The organism is Vibrio sp. MED222 (assembly GCF_000153005.1).
Lineage (GTDB): Bacteria > Pseudomonadota > Gammaproteobacteria > Enterobacterales > Vibrionaceae > Vibrio > Vibrio tasmaniensis_A.
In genome coordinates, this window is sequence record NZ_CH902608.1 from 451,064 (window position 1) to 470,859 (window position 19,796).

At 44.4% G+C, this 19,796-nt stretch carries 17 protein-coding genes and 1 pseudogene; 3 read left to right on the plus strand and 15 right to left on the minus strand.

The window, feature by feature from the left end:
- From prfC to ubiT, 5 genes and pseudogenes are all read right to left on the minus strand, one after another.
- Positions 1-744 (minus strand): annotated as a pseudogene (gene prfC / locus MED222_RS08575) (peptide chain release factor 3); the annotation flags it as partial.
- 172 nt (positions 745-916) lie between these two features.
- Positions 917-1,372, minus strand: coding sequence for a ribosomal protein S18-alanine N-acetyltransferase (gene rimI, locus MED222_RS08570; protein ID WP_009847528.1), 456 nt, complete (start codon positions 1,370-1,372; stop codon positions 917-919).
- Positions 1,365-1,763, minus strand: a complete 399-nt coding sequence (locus tag MED222_RS08565) for a DNA polymerase III subunit psi (protein WP_009847529.1) — start codon at positions 1,761-1,763, stop codon at positions 1,365-1,367. The genes rimI and MED222_RS08565 overlap by 8 nt, the downstream gene beginning before the upstream one ends.
- 155 nt (positions 1,764-1,918) lie before the next feature.
- Complete coding sequence (locus MED222_RS08560) at positions 1,919-2,422, minus strand: GNAT family N-acetyltransferase (RefSeq protein WP_009847530.1); 504 nt, start codon at positions 2,420-2,422, stop codon at positions 1,919-1,921.
- Positions 2,406-2,933: a ubiquinone anaerobic biosynthesis accessory factor UbiT gene (gene ubiT, locus MED222_RS08555; protein ID WP_009847531.1), complete on the minus strand. Its 528-nt coding sequence runs from the start codon at positions 2,931-2,933 to the stop codon at positions 2,406-2,408. The genes MED222_RS08560 and ubiT overlap by 17 nt, the downstream gene beginning before the upstream one ends.
- 257 nt (positions 2,934-3,190) lie before the next feature.
- Here ubiT and MED222_RS08550 point away from each other — a divergent pair, with 257 nt between their 5' ends.
- From MED222_RS08550 to MED222_RS08540, 3 genes are all read left to right on the plus strand, one after another.
- Positions 3,191-5,230 carry a sensor domain-containing protein gene (locus MED222_RS08550; protein ID WP_009847532.1) on the plus strand — a complete coding sequence of 680 codons (2,040 nt, stop codon included), beginning with the start codon at positions 3,191-3,193 and terminating at the stop codon, positions 5,228-5,230.
- Between the two features lie 167 nt (positions 5,231-5,397).
- On the plus strand, positions 5,398-6,411 hold the full coding sequence (ubiU, locus tag MED222_RS08545; RefSeq protein WP_009847533.1) for a ubiquinone anaerobic biosynthesis protein UbiU: 1,014 nt from the start codon (positions 5,398-5,400) through the stop codon (positions 6,409-6,411).
- 18 nt (positions 6,412-6,429) lie between these two features.
- Positions 6,430-7,308: a U32 family peptidase gene (locus MED222_RS08540; RefSeq protein ID WP_009847534.1), complete on the plus strand. Its 879-nt coding sequence runs from the start codon at positions 6,430-6,432 to the stop codon at positions 7,306-7,308.
- 84 nt (positions 7,309-7,392) lie between these two features.
- Here the strand turns inward: MED222_RS08540 and MED222_RS08535 are convergent, their stop codons facing one another.
- The 10 genes from MED222_RS08535 to rimP form a co-directional block, all read right to left on the minus strand.
- Positions 7,393-8,730 (minus strand): MATE family efflux transporter, encoded by a 1,338-nt coding sequence (locus MED222_RS08535; RefSeq protein ID WP_009847535.1) that lies wholly within the window; start codon positions 8,728-8,730, stop codon positions 7,393-7,395.
- Positions 8,731-8,819: 89 nt separating this feature from the next.
- Positions 8,820-9,227 carry a MarR family winged helix-turn-helix transcriptional regulator gene (locus MED222_RS08530; RefSeq protein ID WP_009847536.1) on the minus strand — a complete coding sequence of 136 codons (408 nt, stop codon included), beginning with the start codon at positions 9,225-9,227 and terminating at the stop codon, positions 8,820-8,822.
- Positions 9,228-9,391: 164 nt separating this feature from the next.
- The gene (nlpI, locus tag MED222_RS08525) at positions 9,392-10,315 is read right to left on the minus strand and encodes a lipoprotein NlpI (RefSeq protein ID WP_009847537.1); all 924 of its coding nucleotides are present in this window, start codon (positions 10,313-10,315) and stop codon (positions 9,392-9,394) included.
- Between the two features lie 124 nt (positions 10,316-10,439).
- Complete coding sequence (pnp, locus tag MED222_RS08520; RefSeq protein ID WP_009847538.1) at positions 10,440-12,560, minus strand: polyribonucleotide nucleotidyltransferase; 2,121 nt, start codon at positions 12,558-12,560, stop codon at positions 10,440-10,442.
- A gap of 360 nt (positions 12,561-12,920) precedes the next feature.
- A complete protein-coding gene (gene rpsO / locus MED222_RS08515) occupies positions 12,921-13,190 on the minus strand; it encodes a 30S ribosomal protein S15 (protein ID WP_004734493.1) in 270 nt (89 codons plus the stop codon).
- 218 nt (positions 13,191-13,408) lie between these two features.
- Complete coding sequence (gene truB / locus MED222_RS08510) at positions 13,409-14,362, minus strand: tRNA pseudouridine(55) synthase TruB (protein ID WP_009847539.1); 954 nt, start codon at positions 14,360-14,362, stop codon at positions 13,409-13,411.
- Complete coding sequence (gene rbfA, locus MED222_RS08505; protein WP_009847540.1) at positions 14,362-14,775, minus strand: 30S ribosome-binding factor RbfA; 414 nt, start codon at positions 14,773-14,775, stop codon at positions 14,362-14,364. Before rbfA ends, truB begins: the two co-directional genes overlap by 1 nt.
- 135 nt (positions 14,776-14,910) lie before the next feature.
- A complete protein-coding gene (gene infB, locus MED222_RS08500) occupies positions 14,911-17,601 on the minus strand; it encodes a translation initiation factor IF-2 (RefSeq protein WP_009847541.1) in 2,691 nt (896 codons plus the stop codon).
- A 22-nt stretch (positions 17,602-17,623) separates the two neighbouring features.
- Complete coding sequence (gene nusA / locus MED222_RS08495) at positions 17,624-19,111, minus strand: transcription termination factor NusA (protein WP_009847542.1); 1,488 nt, start codon at positions 19,109-19,111, stop codon at positions 17,624-17,626.
- Between the two features lie 35 nt (positions 19,112-19,146).
- Positions 19,147-19,602, minus strand: a complete 456-nt coding sequence (rimP, locus tag MED222_RS08490; protein ID WP_004734501.1) for a ribosome maturation factor RimP — start codon at positions 19,600-19,602, stop codon at positions 19,147-19,149.
- Between the last annotated feature and the right edge of the window lie 194 nt (positions 19,603-19,796).

Below are 19,796 nucleotides of genomic sequence, written 5' to 3' on the forward strand. Positions count from 1 at the left end.
TCATTCGCCAGCAAGGAACAGTTCGTGATCAAACTCAGGACATGCGCCGATAACCAATTCAAGTTCTTCACGAACGCTGCTCGCCAGATCTTCGCCAACAGCTTCGTCTAGTTCAGGGTTATCTAGACCTTTGATGATGCGAACTTCTTGGATCTCATGGCCGTGGCCAGATTCATACAAGATCGTTTCATCACGGTGAATGTGGTAAACGCCTTTAAACTCTTTACCACAACCGATAGGCCAAGAGATTGGAGCACAAGCCATACCTAGCTCGCTTTCCACTTCATCTAGCACTTCCATTGGGTCACGAACATCACGGTCAAGTTTGTTCATAAACGTTACGATTGGTGTATCACGTAAACGCGTTACTTCCATCAGTTTACGAGTACGATCCTCGACACCTTTTGCAGCATCGATAACCATCAAACAAGAGTCAACCGCGGTTAATGTACGGTACGTATCTTCCGAGAAATCTTCGTGTCCAGGAGTATCGAGTAGGTTGACTAGACAATCGTTGTATGGGAATTGCATTACAGACGTAGTTACCGAGATACCACGTTCTTTTTCCATCTCCATCCAGTCAGATTTAGCGTGCTGGTTAGAGCCACGGCCTTTTACGGTACCCGCTTTTTGAATCGCGTTTCCGAATAAAAGAACTTTTTCAGTAATCGTGGTTTTACCCGCATCCGGGTGAGAGATAATCGCAAACGTTCTACGTTTGCTCACTTCTTGTTGGAAAGACATAGTCGCCCTTTGCTGATCTAAAGCGTAAAAAGGGCAAGTAGATAATACTTGCCCTTGAATTCTGTGTGCGGATTATACAGAAAGCGTGTCACTTTCTAAAGGGTCAGTTTACACCCTATTTTGTGGCTAATTCCGGAGCTAGCGGTCTAGTTCACGAAAAGACGTAACATGACTAGCTAAAAGACATAAAAAGATAGCTCATAATGATGGCGTCTTCGTTGCCTTGCTTGGTTGGATAATAGTTACGACGGCGGTCGACTTCATTAAAGCCAGCCTTCTCGTAAAGATTAAAAGCATTCACATTACTTTCGCGAACTTCCAGCCAAGCACTTTCCGCGTCAGCTTGTTCACACATATCGAGAAAGTGCTCAACCAAAGCCTTACCGTAACCTTTGCCTTGCTGCTTAGGGTCAACCGCTATCGTCAGCAAAGTAACCTCACCGACAATGTTCTGAGCATAGAAATAGCCGACCACTTGCCCATCGACTTCTAAAACACGGTGGCTGCCTCCACGACTATTAAGATCACGGATCATATTTTCAGACCAAGGATGAGAATGCGCGGTCTGCTCAATTTGCCAAATTGCGTCTAGGTGTTGTTCTGAAGTGGGTAAAAGTTGATTAGTCATAAGCACAAATTTGTTGCCATAAGTCGCGGCGATGTTGGTTATTACCGTTAATGTCAGACAGTAATGGAGATTGAAGTGTTTTTGCCTTCAGTTCATGGGCAGATTCGCAACCAGCAAACCATACCCATTCAACCGAACTTAAATCCACAGCAGACAAGTGTTGCGGTTGAAGGTGTAAAGCTTGAGATAAGTCGAGCTTGATACTTTTGAGTACTCGCTCAAACATCACGGCGAGATCATCCTGAGGTTTTTCTGGTGAAACCAACAGTAACTTGCAATCATTCGATAACAGAGTCAATTCAGATTCATAACCAGCCAAACGCTCTGGGTGACTTAACTCCCATTGGCTAATGCCCATCTCTTGTAGATATTGCGCGTGTGTTTGTGACATATCTAGCGGTCGTAACCTTTGGTTTGTTGGTATTAATATTCTTCGAGTGAACTTAAACGGTGCTCATTGGGGCTGATACTAACAAAAAATAAAGGAGCATCAAGCTCCTTTATTTAGACTAAATCAGTTTGTATCTTATTGAGTGGTAAATCAGCTTATAAGTCGTTGAACTCTGGGCTGTAAGCAATTTCACCAGAATGCCCAGCAAACGCCCCTTCTACCAACTCAATCGCTTGAAAAGCGCCTTCAGGCACATCCCAAACACAACTCAGGCCAAATTCGCTCGCCGCCTTGAAACCAAAACGACCGTAGTAAGCAGGATCACCGAGTACAACACAGGCTGGGTAACCAAAATCTACCAAAGTAGAAAATGCGTCTTCAACCAGTGATTTGGCAATGCCTTGATTGCGGAACTCTTCTTTCACGGCGAGAGGTGCGAGCCCCTGCCAGTTATGATCGTCACCATCAAGAGTAAGAGGGCTAAACATCAGGTGACCAACCACCTCCCCTTCATCAGAACAAGCCACCAGCGATAGCGTTAAATGGCTATTCTCACGCAAGCTCATAACCAAATTAGCTTCTGCATCCGTTTCAAAAACAGATTTCAATAAACGATCGATGACAAGTATATCTGCCGGTGCTTCAGTTCGAATAAGCATTCATTACCTCACTTTGTGTATCTGGGGATTGTACTCCCTTCTGCACAAAATCAGCTAATTGATTTAACAAAGTTTTCATAGGAGTCGGCAATAAGTCTAAATCGACGCTATCCATCAAATTTTTCACTTCCAAGCCTAGCTCGGTATCGCCCTCAATAGACAGTCGACGTTGGAAGAAAAGCGTATCTGGGTCTTCTTTTCGCCCAGCAATCAACACGAGATCATTTAGATTGCCACTAAAACTCACATCTTCATTGACCTCTTTATCAGCGACAACTAGTTGCTCATTTTTGTAGCTAATACACCAACTTAACCCCATATCTTTTATTGAAACTTTAAGCCACTTGTCTTCTAAGAACTCAAAATCACCATCCTCTAAAGCCTCCTTGAATACATTTTTCAATGCTTCTAATAAGGCTTTTTTTTGTACTGATTTTGGTAATAACTGGACTGGAGATCGCAAAATTGATGCGGCATTTTGAACTAGTTGAGTGCGTATCTTGTTTATCACGTGACTTATCCGTAACTTTGTCAATAATATAGAAAGCATCATAGATGATGTTGAGATCTCAGTTACTGTTATGTATCAAATTAATTCAGTTTGATGCTCGACCTTTAATATATTGATAATCACAGTTATAGTAACTCTGGTCATGAAAATCACAGCGAATCGCTGCACTCACAAGTAAACATCGATAGCTGAACAAAAAGCAATCAATGTTTATCGATAGTGAATATTCAAGCTCTTGGAGAATTGGTAGTACTTTGATGCCTCCCCAGCAACTACAACATTGGTTTACACAGCTTACTGCAAACAGCCCGTTCTTTTTTGCGGTACTTGATGCTCAACATAACTATTTTATGGTGAATGAGCGTTACTGTGATATTGCTGGTTTAAGTAAAACAGAGCTTGTAGGCATGAATGACCGCCAAACCTTGGGCGAGCAATTCTATCAACACCTAAAGCCTTACTATGAGCGTGCATTCAATGGCGAAACGATTGAGGCCGAAATCACCCTAAACGAAACGGCTTTAGACACTAGCCTTCATTTCAGCCTATCTCCGCTTACCAATGGTAAAAAGACTGAATACATCATCTTTCACGCCTTCGATACATCTGAAAACCAAGTACTTGTCCGTTCTTTAGAAGAGTCTGAAGCGAAATTCCACAAGCTATCTCACCTGCTCCCAGACGGATTGCTATTAGTTGAAAACGACTACATTCTGTCTTCGAACCCTGCAGCTGCGCGCTTACTTGGTTTTAACTCCACCACAGAATTGATTGGCGAAGAGTTAGGCCGATTATTTATCGATGAACAAACCAAAACAGTCTTTAATAATGACCTCAGCTCCATTATTTCTGAGTCTGGCTTGGTTTGTTTAACGGGTGCTCGATGTGGCTTTGAACGTAAAGTTCAGTTAAATATCGACTCGACGGTCATTCTTGGAAGCAGTACCCAACTCGTACTTATTCAAGACGCTCAAGAAACAACAAAACAATACACCCCCGCTAACAGTGAAGATGCCTACATCGATACACTGACTAAGCTCTACAACCGACTTGGGTTTACCAAAAGCCTTGAGCAGTTCATTCACAACAAGACCCCTGTTGTGATGCTCTACTTAGACATCGATAACTTCAAAAATATCAATGACTCACTTGGCCACCACATCGGTGATAAAGTGATTAAAGAGGTCGCATCTCGCTTAAAACGACAACTGCCTCGTCAAGCTATTATTGGCCATTTAGGCGGTGATGAATTTGGTATTATTCTACCTGAGCCTGAACACCCACGAACACCTGAAATACTCTCTGAAAAGATCATATCTCTGATCAACCAACCCTTCGATCTCCACCATTTTAGCAAGCGTTTAGCCTGCTCGATTGGTAGTGTGAGCTTTCCTCACGATGGCAGTGACGCACGTATCTTGCTACAGAATGCTGACACCGCAATGTATGAAGCTAAGGATCGTGGACGCAACCGCCTGATCAAGTTCAACGAACAGATGAACAAAGAAGCGCGAATGCGACTGTGGCTTGAGATAGAACTGCAAAAAGCACTGCAACAGAACGGGCTTGAGGTTTGGTACCAACCAAAAGTAAATGCGCGTGACTTCACCATTAACGGAGCAGAAGCTCTGGTACGTTGGAAACACCCCGTAGAAGGTTATATTAGCCCTGCCGCATTTATTCCTGTAGCGGAACGAGCTGGCCTTATTGAACAACTTGGTCGTGTGGTAATGCGCGAAGTATTTGCCACGGTGAAACGTTGGAAGATGCAAGGTATTTTACCTGGTCGCGTCGCGATCAACCTTTCACCAGAGCAGTTTGGTAATCCAAAATTGATTGATTTCATGGAGAAGTTGCTGCGTTCTACTGAGCTAGATCCAAGTGCGATTACCTTTGAGCTTACAGAAAGTGCCGTAATGAGTGATAGTGAGCACACGCTTCAAATGCTGAACGCGATTAAGAGACTTGGCTTTGCGTTATCCATCGATGACTTTGGTACGGGTTACTCTTCTCTATCTTACCTTGCTCGCTTTCCGATTGATGAGCTTAAAATTGACCGGGCTTTTATCTCAGATATCGATACCTTACCAAAGCAAATTACCGTAATTGAAAACATCATCAACCTTGGGAAATCTCTCGATTTAACCGTGGTTGCAGAGGGTGTCGAAACCAGTGAGCAAGCAACCCTGCTGTCTAACCTCAACTGTGGTTCAATTCAAGGTTTCCACTTCTATCGCCCTCAACCAAAACAAGAGGTTGAAGAACTGTTCGCCCAAAACCGTCGTCACAAGAATTAATTAAACACGCCCTCCAACACCAAGCTAAAGCGTAAATTCGCCATTCGTCAGTACCTCAAATGGGGTAAAAGCAGATTTATCCATCTAAACCTGCCTTACATCAATTCCGTCATTCATAATTCTTCATAAAATACTCGCTTCAATTTTATTCTATTGGTAGTGAGCAAATGGAACTCTTATGCCCAGCGGGTAACTTACCTGCTTTGAAAACCGCTATTGATTGCGGTGCGGATGCTGTCTATATCGGATTCAAAGACGATACGAATGCCCGACACTTCGCAGGACTTAACTTTGCGGGTAAAAAGCTCGATCGTGCTGTGCAGTATGTGCATGACCGCAACAAGAAAATTCACGTTGCCTTAAATACTTTTGCTCACCCAAACGGCTTCGAACGCTGGACTAACGCTGTAGATAACGCCGCCGCACTAGGCGTTGATGCGCTGATCATCGCTGACATTGCGGTGCTCGAGTACGCTGCAAATAAATATCCAGAACTAGAGCTGCACTTATCAGTACAAGCATCTGCGACCAATGCAGCCGCTATCGACTTCTATCATAAAAATTTCAACGTTAAGCGTGTGGTATTGCCGCGCGTATTGTCGATCCATCAGGTCAAACAGCTTTCTCGTAACATCACTTCTGACGTTGACCTCGAAGTATTCGCTTTTGGTAGCTTATGTATCATGGCAGAAGGCCGTTGCTACCTCTCTTCATACATGACGGGTGAATCGCCAAATACGGTTGGGGCATGTTCTCCAGCAAAATACGTTCGCTGGCAAGAAACGGATGGCGGACTTGAATCTCGCTTGAACGAAATCCTTATCGACAAGTATGAAGCAGGTGAGAACGCAGGTTACCCAACGCTATGTAAAGGCCGATTTGAAGCAGAAGTAGATGGTGAGCGAAAGCGTTATCACGCACTTGAAGAGCCAACTAGCCTTAACACACTATCTATGTTGCCTGAGCTTTTCGCCGCGAATGTTGCTTCTGTGAAGATTGAAGGTCGCCAACGTAGCCCTGCTTATGTCGAGCAAGTCACTCGCACTTGGCGCGCAGCCATCGATCGCTACTTAGCGAACCCTGAACAATACCAAGTGGAACAAGCTTGGAATGCGACACTGGCGAATGTATCTGAAGGTACACAAACCACGCTTGGCGCTTACCACCGTAAATGGCAATAGAGCCAAATGGAGAACTCAATGAAATACGCATTAGGCCCTCTACTTTATTTTTGGCCAAAACAAGATGTTGAAAGCTTCTATGAGCAAGCAAAATCAAGCTCTGCCGACATCATCTACCTCGGTGAAGCGGTGTGCTCAAAGCGCCGTGAGATGAAAGCAAAACACTGGATGGACATAGCAAAAGAGCTGTCTGATTCAGGTAAGCAAGTGGTACTTTCAACCATGGCATTGCTAGAAGCCCCAAGCGAAGTCAACATCATGAAGAAGTACATTGATAACGGTGACTTCGCCATTGAAGCCAATGATGTATCTGCGATTCAACTGGCAAGTGAAAGTAAGGTGCCTTTTGTTGTTGGCCCTGCGGTGAACACCTACAATGCACGCACTCTGAACCTGTTCTTGAAACAAGGTATGACGCGTTGGTGTATGCCCGTTGAGCTTTCTCGCGAGTGGCTAAGCAACGTAATGAAACAGTGCGAAGAGCTTAATATTCGTAATAAGTTCGAAGTAGAAGTGTTTAGCCATGGCTACTTACCTCTTGCTTACTCTGCACGTTGCTTTACAGCCCGAGCAGAGAACAAAGCCAAAGACGATTGCGAAACCTGCTGCATCAAATACCCAACAGGTCTACAGGTCGAAAGCCAAGAAGGCCAATCGGTATTTAACCTTAATGGTATCCAGACGCAATCAGGTTACTGCTACAACCTAGTCAATGATCTACCGAGCATGCATGACTTGGTCGATGTCGTTCGCCTAAGTCCATTGGGTATCGACACTTTCTCTGAAATCAATAACTTCAGAGCGAACGAGCAAGGTCAAAAACCAATGAAGATTGAAAGCCGCCAGTGCAATGGCTACTGGCATCAGCTTGCGGGTTTAGACGTTAAAAACATCTAGTTTCTAGAGTTAAACCCATCAGCCACAGAGACAAAAAGGTCTAGCATTCGCTAGACCTTTTTAATTCTACTTAAGAAATACGACCTATGCCGCCGCTGTATTCATCGGTGAGACATCGAGCTTCTTTACATCTTTGTAGAGCATCACCATCACCACCACGCTTAGCGCAATATTAGACAGTGGGTACGCAACCCAGATCCCCGGCACACCGTACAACTTAGGCATAATGTACAAGAAAGGTAACTGGATAAGCATATTACCTAGCATGACAAACATCGCTTTACTGCCTTTGTTGACCGCCTGATAGTAAGCACCCGCTACCACTAAGAAGCCATCAAGCGCCAGTGCAAACATGTGCAATCGAATACCCAACACGGTGTACTCAACTAGCTGAGGTTCATCTGAGTTAAAGACTGACACAAACTCTCGTGGGAACGCGTTCAGAAGCAGCACGAACGCCACACCAATCAATACCGAACTCATCATCGCAATCTTAAGTAGCTTACGGATATTCGCTTGGTTACGCGCACCATGGTTATAACTCACCAATGGTTGCATGCCGTTGGCGATACCTTCAGCCGTGAGATAATAAACCGTCACTATGTAGCCCAAAATCGCGTAAGCACCAATCATCAACTGGTCGCCATATTGAGAGAACAACGCATTGTGCAGCGCAACCATCATCGAACCGTAAGCGTACATAAAGAAGCTTGATGTACCAATGGCAAAGATTTGTGGAATCACATCAAGCTTCAGTCTCAGTTCATTCCAACGCAAGCGCAGGTTTGCTCGACGTGAGAAGAAGTAAGCTAACCCCAAACCTGTTACTACAAACTGAGCAATCGCGGTTGCCAATGCAGCACCCTTCAACTCCCAACCAAGCTGAGCAATAAACAGATAATCCAGAGCTATATTGATCACCGCACCGACAATCATCAGTATGGTGGCCAAGTTCGGGCTGTCATCGTTACGCAGTAAAAACGGCATCGCGATCGAACCTAGCGTGAAGACACTCGCGCCAATCAGAATGTGTAAGTATTGTAGGCCAAGTTCATACACTCTCCCTTCTGCGCCCTGCCAAAGCAAGAAGTTATCAGCAAACAAAAACAGCAATGCAGAAACAATAGGTGTTATCGCCAACAACAAGGTTAAACCTGTTGCTAAGATCTCCTTAGCGCCTTGAGTATCTTTTTCACCTTGGCGAATCGAGACAAGCGCACCTGTACCTACACCCACCAACATACCAATACCGAGAATCGAACCAATCACAGGCCACGCAACATTGATACCTGCAAGTCCATCAGCCCCCACATAGCGGCCAATGAAGATGCCATCCACCACTTGGTAAAGGCCATTAACCAACATGGCAGCCACAGTAGGGATTGTGTATCGCCAAAACTGACGACTAATTGAGTTACTCATTTCTTACTCTACTTTCATCTGTGATTCGCATATCAACAAGATATGACTCGAAAAATTAGTTAACAAGGCTAACTAAATATCTAAATTATTTACTTCAAAGCTTTATTTAATAATAGGTTTAGCTGCTGAGACTCTTGCTCAGACAAACGACTTTCCAATATCTGTGCCATGACCTGATAGATCTTACTTTCTTCTTCTAAGCCGACTTCAGCTTTGCTGGTCAATACGACCAACTTAGACCTCGCATCTTCGAGCGAAGCTTTACGCTCAACAAGCCCCTTTCTCTCTAGTCTCTGAACCATAGTGGTTGCTGAAGGCTTGGTCACCTGCATCTCAATCGCAAGATCAGTCAATCGAATCGGTTCAGGAGAAGATTGAATGACCTTCAAATAGTCATACTCATTGAAGCTCAATTGGCAAATAGGATCTTCATTTACCTGAGTTCGCCATATCTTAGAGGCGAAGCGCTCAATCTTTTCTAAATTCTGGTTCAGCATACTCACCTAATCAAGAATGGCATTTAGTTAGCAAGGCTAACTATTTTAGTGTTGTTTAAATAAAAAGCAATCAAAAACGAGCCCCCCCCCACCACCTGTTTATAAAAAAGGAACATAAAAAAACCGCTGACAGGCAGCGGTTCTTCGGAATCAAAATATATCGTTTACTTTGTGTCGGCTTTTTCTTCGGCCTCAGCCAACTTAACTTTTGCTAAGTGCTCGGCTTTAAGAGTAGTAAATATACGGCTTAGCTCTAAGAAAGAGTAACGATGCTCTACATATTCATACACATTGAAAGACACTGACAACTTGTACAGAGAGATCGCATTCGCGTAGTCCCCATTCATGTGGTAACGCTTAGCAAGGTAGAAATATGTCTCAGTTAGGCGCTGCGCAAGTAACGTGTTGTCACGAGTACCGGTCAAGATGGCCTTAAAAGCCTGCTCTTCAGTAATGTCATCAAGCATAATCGCGACTAATACCCAACCCCACTGCTCATCACGGCTCTCGTAACGTTTTTGCAAATCAAGCTTGGCTTGCTCTGGCGTGAGTTCGTGCTGAATGATATACAACCAAAGCGCACGGAATGGATCACTTGGGTCATCGGTATAATGCTTCGTCATCTCTTCATTGGCTAAATCATAACGTTCGCCGTAGTAGAGTGCGATAGAGCGGTTTCTTTCTGCGTAAGAGTTTGCAGGATCAAGCTCTAACGTAGAATCAAAAGATTCATAAGCCGCATCAAACTCCCCTACCTGCGTAAAGTAAACCCCCAAAAGGTTGAAGATATCAGGTTGAGCAGGGTTCAATGAAAGAGATTGGTTGAAGTCGAGACGTGCTAGATCACGCAGGCCAACACTATCGTAGTAGTTACCACGTTCAAACAGCATCTTAGATCGAACTTCATCATTCAAGTCCGGGCGCTGTAATAATTGACTAAGACGTGCAATTTGAACCTCTTGCTGAACGCTTGGTTGCAGCGGTACAGCCATTGGTGGATAAACCCAACGTGAGGTGTTATCTGATGTTGTCGCACAACCTGTCAGTACAAGCAGTAAACACATACTCGCGGTTTGAAACCATTTCACAAATAATTACTCCTGTTATGACCGCAATAAAAAAGGGGAGCGATATGCTCCCCTTTATAACATGCTTTTTTACCAATGGGTTAGAAATCACTAAAAAGCGATAGTCCCATTAATAGGCTAAGAATTACTCAGCAGCAGGTGCTTCGCCTTCAGCTGGCGTTTCAACTGCTTCTTTCATGCTTAGACGTACACGGCCTTGACGGTCAATTTCAAGAACCTTAACTGGTACTTCTTGACCTTCAGTTAGGTAGTCAGACACTTTCTCAACGCGCTTATCAGCGATTTGAGAGATGTGTACTAGACCATCTTTACCTGGAAGGATAGTAACGAATGCACCGAAGTCAGCTAGACGAGCAACTTTACCTTGGTAAATGCGGCCAACTTCAACTTCAGCAGTGATCTCTTCGATACGACGGATAGCTTCTTTAGCAGCTGCGCCTTCAGTAGCAGCAATCTTGATTGTGCCATCGTCTTCGATTTCGATTGTAGTACCCGTTTCTTCACAAAGAGCACGGATAACTGCGCCGCCTTTACCGATAACATCTTTGATCTTATCAGAGCTGATTTTCATTGTGTGGATACGTGGAGCGAATTCAGAGATATCTTCACGAGCACCAGAGATAGCTTCATCCATTACAGAAAGGATGTGCTTACGTGCACCTTGCGCTTGGTTAAGAGCAATTTGCATGATCTCTTTAGTGATACCTTCGATCTTGATGTCCATTTGAAGTGCAGTGATACCAGCGTTAGTACCTGCTACTTTAAAGTCCATATCACCTAGGTGATCTTCGTCGCCAAGGATGTCAGAAAGAACAACGAAATCGTCGCCTTCTTTAACAAGACCCATTGCGATACCCGCAACAGAAGCTTTGATTGGAACACCAGCATCCATAAGTGCTAGAGATGTACCACATACAGAAGCCATTGAAGAAGAACCGTTAGATTCTGTGATTTCCGATACAACACGAACTGTGTATGGGAATTCGTCAACAGAAGGCATTACTGCTTGGATACCACGTTTAGCAAGCTTACCGTGACCAATTTCACGACGCTTAGGAGAACCAACGAAACCAGTCTCACCTACACAGTATGGAGGGAAGTTGTAGTGTAGAAGGAAGTTGTCTTTCTTCTCACCCATTAGGCTGTCGATGATTTGTGCATCACGTTGTGTACCAAGCGTTGCAGTAACAAGTGCTTGAGTTTCACCACGAGTGAATAGAGAAGAACCGTGTGTACGTGGAAGAACACCAGTACGTACGTCTAGCGCACGAACCATGTCTTTTTCACGGCCATCAATACGTGGGTTGCCAGCAATGATGCGGCTACGTACTACGTTTTTCTCTAGAGAACCAAGCATGCCGCGGATTTCGCGCTCATCTAGGTTTTCGTCTTGTGCAATTAGAGCTTCAACAGTGTCGTTCTTGATTGCGCCAACTTGCTCGTAACGAGCCATTTTCTCAGTGATCTGGTACGCGTCAGATAGACGTGTTTCAGCTTGCTCAGCAACTTTAGCTTTAAGCTCAGTGTTAACTGCTGGCGCTTCCCAGTTCCAAGATGGAGTTGCAACTTCAGCAGCAAACTCGTTGATTGCTTTGATTACAACTTGTTGTTGGTCGTGACCGTAAACAACAGCTGAAAGCATTTCTTCTTCAGATAAGTTATCTGCTTCAGATTCAACCATAAGTACTGCGCCTTCTGTACCAGACACAACTAGGTCTAGTTTAGAGTTTTCAAGCTCAGTATTTGATGGGTTAAGAACAAGTTCGCCGTCGATGTGACCAACACGTGCAGCACCGATAGGACCATTGAATGGAGCACCAGAGATAGCAAGTGCAGCAGACGTTGCGATCATAGTGATCATGTCTGGGTTTACGTCAGGGTTGATAGAAACAACCGTAGCGATAACTTGAACTTCGTTTTTAAACGCACTTGGGAAAAGTGGACGAATTGGACGGTCAATCAGACGAGCTGTTAGTGTTTCGCCTTCAGATGGACGACCTTCGCGCTTGAAGAAACCACCAGGGATTTTACCCGCAGCGTATGTACGCTCTTGGTAGTTAACTGTTAGAGGGAAGAAATCTTGACCCGCAACAGCTTCTTTTTTAGCAACAACAGAAACGAATACTGATGTATCGTCCATAGTCGCCATTACAGCAGCAGTAGCTTGACGTGCCATTACGCCCGTTTCTAGAGTAACGGTGTGGTTACCGTACTGGAATGACTTTACAACTGGTTTTTCAAACATTGTATATCCTTCATCTGAAAATCTCTTTTCAGAATAAGTGAATGAATGCTCAGCAATAACTAATCGCGACTAGTAAAAAAAGACGAGAAGTTCAATCAGACTAAACATCTGCTTTTAATAGTCGCGACCTATTGGCCGACATCTGTGACTGTTATTGTTGAGCTAATTAGGGTGCGAAATAATCAAACAATTATTCGCGTGCGAGAGTATAAACTATTTTCTTGGTAAGAGACATTTTCACGATTAAAAATCAGGTTAACCGCACAGAGAACCTTCATTTTTAACATTAAAAATATAACAGGCACAAAAAAAGGAGCATAAATGCTCCTTTTCTTCAAACTGTCTTTGCAGACATCGCTATTAGCGACGTAGGCCTAGACGCTTGATTAGGTCTTGGTAACGAGTAAGGTTTTTGCCTTTCAAGTAATCAAGAAGCTTACGACGGCTAGAAACCATACGTAATAGACCACGACGGCTGTGGTGATCGTGTTTGTGCGCTTTGAAGTGACCTTGTAGGTGGTTGATAGAAGCAGTAAGTAGTGCTACTTGTACTTCTGGTGAACCTGTGTCGCCTTCAGATTGTGCGTATTCTGCAACGATTGCTGCTTTAGTTTCTGCATTCAGAGACATAAATCTCTCCTGATAAGAGTAAGTTTATATTTGTAGCAGCCAATCTCTGATTCAGCCGCTACGCGAGTCGAGGATTATAGGGAAGTTTACGAGTTGGTGCAATAACAATCGAACTGATGAAAAACGAAAAAAGCGAACCATTAAAATTAAGGGCTCGCTTTCTATATTATTGATTCGCTTTTCCAGGCTAAGCGCCAATACCTAACTAGGTTTCAGCGTTATGGTTGTGGCTCTTCATCTCTGAAAACAACCAAACGCTTCGGTGCAACTCGGCCATCTTCAGCAATCTGAGCAACACCAACAAACAGTTTCTCTTCACCACTTGTCATGCGAACCGTACCTTCAGTTGGCGCACCAGAAACCTGAACGGGCATACCGTGCTGAACTAGGTCAGTCAGTTCCGCGTTTAAGTTAACTTCTGGTAAGTCTTCAACGGCTGTGTCCATTGGCATTAATAGTGGATCAAGCAGTTCTTTGGGTGCAATTTCTTGCGCCTGCGCTTGCTCTAGGATCTCGTTCAACTGCTCCAAAGTCACCATACGATCGTACGGATACTTAGCAACACCAGTACGGCGAAGCATGGTCACGTGGGCACCACAACCTAGCATTTCACCAAGATCGTCGGTAATTGTGCGGATGTAAGTGCCTTTTGAACAATGCACTTCCATCTCAACTTCATCACCTTCAAAGCGAAGCAGTTCAATAGAGTAAACAGTGATTTTACGAGATTCACGAGGCACCTCGATACCTGCACGTGCGTATTCATACAAAGGCTTACCTTGATACTTCAATGCTGAGAACATTGACGGAATCTGGTCGGTTTCCCCTTTGAAGCTTGCAATGCAGCGTTCAAGTTGCTCTTGAGTCACGTTAACATCTCGTGTCTCTACCACTTCACCATCAGAGTCAGAAGTATTGGTACGCTCACCAAGCTTAGCGATTACTACGTAGCGCTTGTCAGAATCTAATAGAAACTGAGAAAACTTCGTTGCTTCACCAAGACAAATTGGCAGCATGCCAGTCGCAAGAGGATCAAGAGCACCGGTGTGCCCTGCCTTCTCTGCAAAGTAAATACGTTTTACTTTTTGCAGTGCATCATTAGACGAAATGCCCGTTGGCTTATCTAACAGAATTACCCCGTTGATAGGGCGACCTTTACGACGGCGAGCCATTACTCTTCGCCCTTAGACTGAGTTTCGTCAGTTCGGCCAGACTCTTCTTGCTTACGCTTATCGTCGTTTAAAACTTCACTTACTAAGTTAGACATACGCATGCCTTCTACTAGTGTGTTGTCGTAAGTAAAACGCACTTCAGGCGTTAGACGGTGACGAATACGCTTACCAAGAGCCATACGAACTGGCACTTCATGCTCTTTAAGAGCAGCAAGACATGATTCAGGTGTTTGCTCACCGATACATAGGAAAGTAACGAACACTTTTGCGTAAGCAAGGTCACGAGACACTTCTACGTCTGAGATAGTTACCATACCGATACGTGAGTCACGAACTTCACGTTGTAGGATAAGCGCAAGCTCCTTTTGAAGCTGCTGAGACACACGTTGTGTGCGGCTAAATTCTTTTGACATTTTCTTTTCTCACTTAGAAAGATGGGGGGCTTGGTAATTACCAGCCCCCCATGGTGTATTCAACAACCGATTACCTTATTACCTTTATTAGTAATGTTAGTAACCTTAGTCAATATGTCGAGTCGTACAGACTGATTAGTCTAGAGTACGTTTAACCTCAACGATTTCGAATACTTCGATCTGGTCACCAACGCGAACGTCATTGTAGTTCTTAACGCCAACACCACACTCGTAACCATTCTTAACTTCTTGAACGTCATCTTTAAAGCGACGAAGTGACTCTAGTTCACCTTCGTAGATAACAACGTTTTCACGAAGTACACGGATTGGGTTGCTACGCTTAATCGTACCTTCAGTAACGATACAACCAGCGATTGCACCAAGTTTAGGCGACTTAAATACGTCACGAACTTGTGCAAGACCAATGATTTCTTGACGGAATTCAGGAGCAAGCATACCGCCCATTGCCTGTTTAACTTCGTCAATCAGTTGGTAGATGATTGAGTAGTAACGTAGATCTAGGTTTTCGTTCTGAACTGTATTACGCGCAGTTGCGTCAGCACGAACGTTGAAACCAAGGATGATAGCGTTAGAAGCTGCAGCAAGCGTTGCGTCAGTTTCAGTAATACCACCAACACCAGAACCTACGATGTTCACTTTAACTTCGTCAGTTGACAGTTTCAGTAGAGAGTCAGCAATCGCTTCTACAGAACCTTGAACGTCAGCTTTAAGTACAACGTTAAGTTCAGCAACTTCGCCTGCCGTCATGTTCGCGAACATGTTCTCTAGTTTCGCTTTTTGTTGGCGAGCTAGTTTAACATCACGGAATTTACCTTGACGGTAGTTTGCAACTTCACGCGCTTTACGCTCATCACGTACAACAGTCGCTTCATCACCTGAAGCAGGAACGCCAGAAAGACCTAGAATTTCTACAGGGATAGATGGACCTGCAGTTTCGATGTCTTTACCGTTTTCATCACGCATTGCACGAACACGGCCGTACTCTTGACCACAAAGAACGATATCGCCTTTGTTTAGAGTACCAGACTGAACTAGTACTGTTGCAACTGGACCACGACCTTTATCAAGGCGAGATTCAACAACAACACCAGATGCCATGCCTTCTTTAACCGCTGTAAGTTCAAGAACTTCAGACTGAAGAAGGATAGACTCTAGAAGACCATCAATGTTTGTACCCTGTTTTGCAGAGATGTGAACGAAGATGTTCTCACCGCCCCATTCTTCAGGAATAACGTCGTATTGAGCTAGCTCATTCTTAACGTTGTCTGGGTTTGCACCCTCTTTGTCGATCTTGTTCACAGCAACAATCAGAGGAACGCCTGCCGCTTTCGCGTGCTGGATTGCTTCGATTGTTTGTGGCATTACGCCATCGTCTGCAGCAACAACAAGTACAACGATATCTGTCGCTTGAGCACCACGAGCACGCATAGCAGTAAAGGCCGCGTGTCCAGGAGTATCAAGGAACGTGATCATGCCGTTGTCAGTATCTACGTGGTAAGCACCAATGTGCTGCGTGATACCGCCAGCTTCGCCAGAAGCAACGTGTGCTTTACGAATGTAGTCAAGTGTTGAAGTTTTACCGTGGTCAACGTGACCCATGATAGTAACAACAGGAGCACGACCTTCAGCGATAGCATCGCTATCACGGTCAGCTAGTACTGCTTCTTCAAGTTCGTTTTCTTTACGTAGGATTACCTTGTGACCCATTTCTTCAGCAACAAGTTGTGCTGTTTCTTGGTCGATCACTTGGTTGATAGTCGCCATAGCGCCCATCTTCATCATTACTTTGATAACTTCAGTTGCTTTAACTGACATTTTGCTAGCCAGTTCAGAAACAACGATAGTTTCGCCGATAGCAACGTCAGATTTTGCAACAGTCGCTGACTTATCGAAGCCTTGCTGCATTGAAGTTGGTTTAGCAAGCTTACCTTTACCGCCACGACCACGTTGGTTACGACCACCACGGTTATTGCCAGGTTGAGTTGCTGGAGCTGGTTTCTTCTTGCGACGACGAGGTGCTTTCTCATCTTTTTTGTCTGCCGCATCTTCAGCTTCACGAGCGTAAGTAGAAGTCGTCACATGGTAATCCGCAGATTTCTCTTGCTCTTTCTTCTTCTTCTCTTCTTCAGACCAACGTTCTTGGTTCTCTTCTGCTAACTTACGAGCTTCTTCAACAAGCTTAGCTGCTTCAGCTTCGGCTTTACGAGTTGCTTCTTGCTCTTGACGAGCTTTAAGTTCATCCGCTTCTTTTTTCGCTTGTGCGTTAGCGTCTGCATTTTTTGAATTCATGTCTTTTTTAGCCTTTTCAGCTTGTGCGCGTTGAGCCTTCTCTTCAGCTTCACGTTTTGCATCCGCTTCACGTGTTACTTTTGCTTCGGCTTCGCGCTGTGCTTTCTCTGCAGCATCACGTTTCGCTTGCTCTTCAGCATCGCGTTGTGCTTTCTCTTCCGCTTCACGATTAGCTACTTCCTCAGCTTCACGTTTCGCTTCATCTTCAATAGTGCTGCGCTTCACGTAAGTACGCTTTTTACGTACCTCAACTTGAACATCCTTACTCTTACCGCCTCCAGCGGCAACACTTAGCGTGCTGCGGGTCTTGCGTTGAAGAGTTAAACGAGTCGGTTCTGTTTCACCAGAAGTATCGCCGTGCTCCTTTTTAAGGTGCGTTAGCAATGTTTGCTTCTCTGAATCAGTCACTTGGTCCGACCCTGCTTTCTTCATGCCTGCATCAGCAAGTTGTTCAATTAAGCGGTCAACTGGCGTACCAATCTCTTCACTCAGTGCTTTAACTGTTAATTGTGTCATACCGCTCTCTCTCCTTGCTGAATTATTCTTCGTCGCCGAACCAACAGATGTTACGCGCAGCCATAATTAGCTCGCCTGCACGCTCTGCAGTTAGGTCTTCGATGCCTTCTAGTTCATCAACGCCTTGGTCAGCTAGGTCTTCCAATGTCGCAACGCCTTTTGCTGCTAGCTTGTAAGCCATTTCACGCTCAAGACCTTCAAGTGCAAGTAGGTCTTCAGCTGGCTCAACACCATCGAAAGTTTCTTCTTTCGCTAGCGCTAGAGTTGTCAGTGCGTCTTTCGCGCGGTTACGCAATTCTTCAACGATACCTTCATCTAGACCATCTACTTCAAGAAGCTCGTTCACAGGAACGTAGGCTACTTCTTCAAGCGTAGAGAAGCCTTCTTCAACAAGCATTTGAGCAAAGTCTTCTTCGATATCTAGGTGCTTCATGAAGTTTTCAATAGAAGCAACTGCTTCTTCTTGGTGCTTCTTCTCTAGATCAGCAACAGTCATTACGTTCAGTTCCCAACCAGTAAGTTGAGACGCTAGACGTACATTTTGACCGCTACGACCGATAGCTTGCGCTAGATTGTCAGCTTCAACCGCGATGTCCATTGAGTGCGTATCTTCATCAACGATGATAGAAGCAACATCAGCAGGAGCCATTGCATTGATAACGAATTGCGCCGGGTTATCATCCCAAAGCACGATATCGATACGCTCACCGCCAAGGTCGTTAGATACAGCTTGTACACGTGCGCCACGCATACCAACACACGCACCAACAGGGTCAATACGTTTGTCGTTTGTTTTAACGGCGATTTTAGCACGAGAACCAGCGTCACGTGCAGCACCTTTAAGTTCAATTAGCTCTTCACCAATCTCAGGCACTTCAACACGGAATAGTTCAGCTAGCATTTCTGGCTTAGAACGAGTAACAAAAAGCTGGAAACCACGAGCTTCTGGCTTAACTGCGTATAGAAGACCACGAACACGGTCACCTGGACGGAAGTTTTCACGAGGAAGTTGGTCATCACGAAGGATTACCGCTTCAGCATTGTTACCTAGATCTAGAATCACTGTGTCACGGTTAACTTTCTTAACTGCGCCAGTGACTAGCTCGCCTTCGTTATCAATAAACTGTTCAACGATTTGAGCGCGTTCAGCTTCACGTACTTTCTGTACGATAACTTGCTTAGCTGTTTGAGTCGTAATACGGTCAAACGTTACTGATTCGATATCATCTTCGATGAAACCGCCAAGTTCGATCTCTGGATCATCGTACTTTGCAGCTTCAATAGAGATTTCTTTTGTTGGGAATTCAACTTCCTCAACAGCTTCCCAACGGCGGAAAGTTTCGAAATTACCCGTTTTACGGTCAATCTCAACACGAACTTCGATTTCTAGTTCGCTTTTCTTTTTTGTTGCCGTTGCAAGCGCGATTTCAAGCGCTTCAAAAATACGCTCACGAGGAACTGCTTTCTCATTAGAAACAGCTTCTACTACCGCCAAAATTTCTTTGTTCATTAATCTAGCCTCTTAAGCTCTTCTCTCTAGGAGAACTAAAATTTAGGGATCAGGTTAGCTTTCGCAATATTGCTCAGGACGAATTCTTCTTCTTGTCCTTCAACCAATACTTTCACTGTCTCGCCTTCGATAGATTGGATATCACCTTTCCATTTACGACGGTTGCCGACAGCCATTTTCAAAACGATGCTTACCTCGTGACCAATAAATTGTTGGTAATGCTCAGCTTTGAACAGTGGTCTCTCTAAACCTGGTGAAGACACTTCAAGGTTATAAGCCACTGAAATTGGATCTTCAACGTCCATTACGGCACTTACTTGGTGACTAACTTCAGAGCAATCATCTACATTGATACCATTTGGTGAATCGATGTAAATGCGTAGCGTTGAGTGCTCACCAGCACGAATAAATTCTAATCCAACTAACTCATAACCTGATGCTGCTACTGGAGCGTCAAGCATTTCAGTAAGTTGTCTTTCTAAACCAGTCATTTAACCACTCCAGAAACAAAAAAAGGGCTCAAAGCCCAATTTAAATTCCAAGCAAACATTATCATCTAAATGCATTTATAAATGCTTAGATAACAAAAAACCCCGTATAAGCCGGGGTTTTTGTTGCTGGACCCTTATATGTTAAGTGTCATCATATTTGATATCACACTTAACTCACAGTGAGGTTCACACTG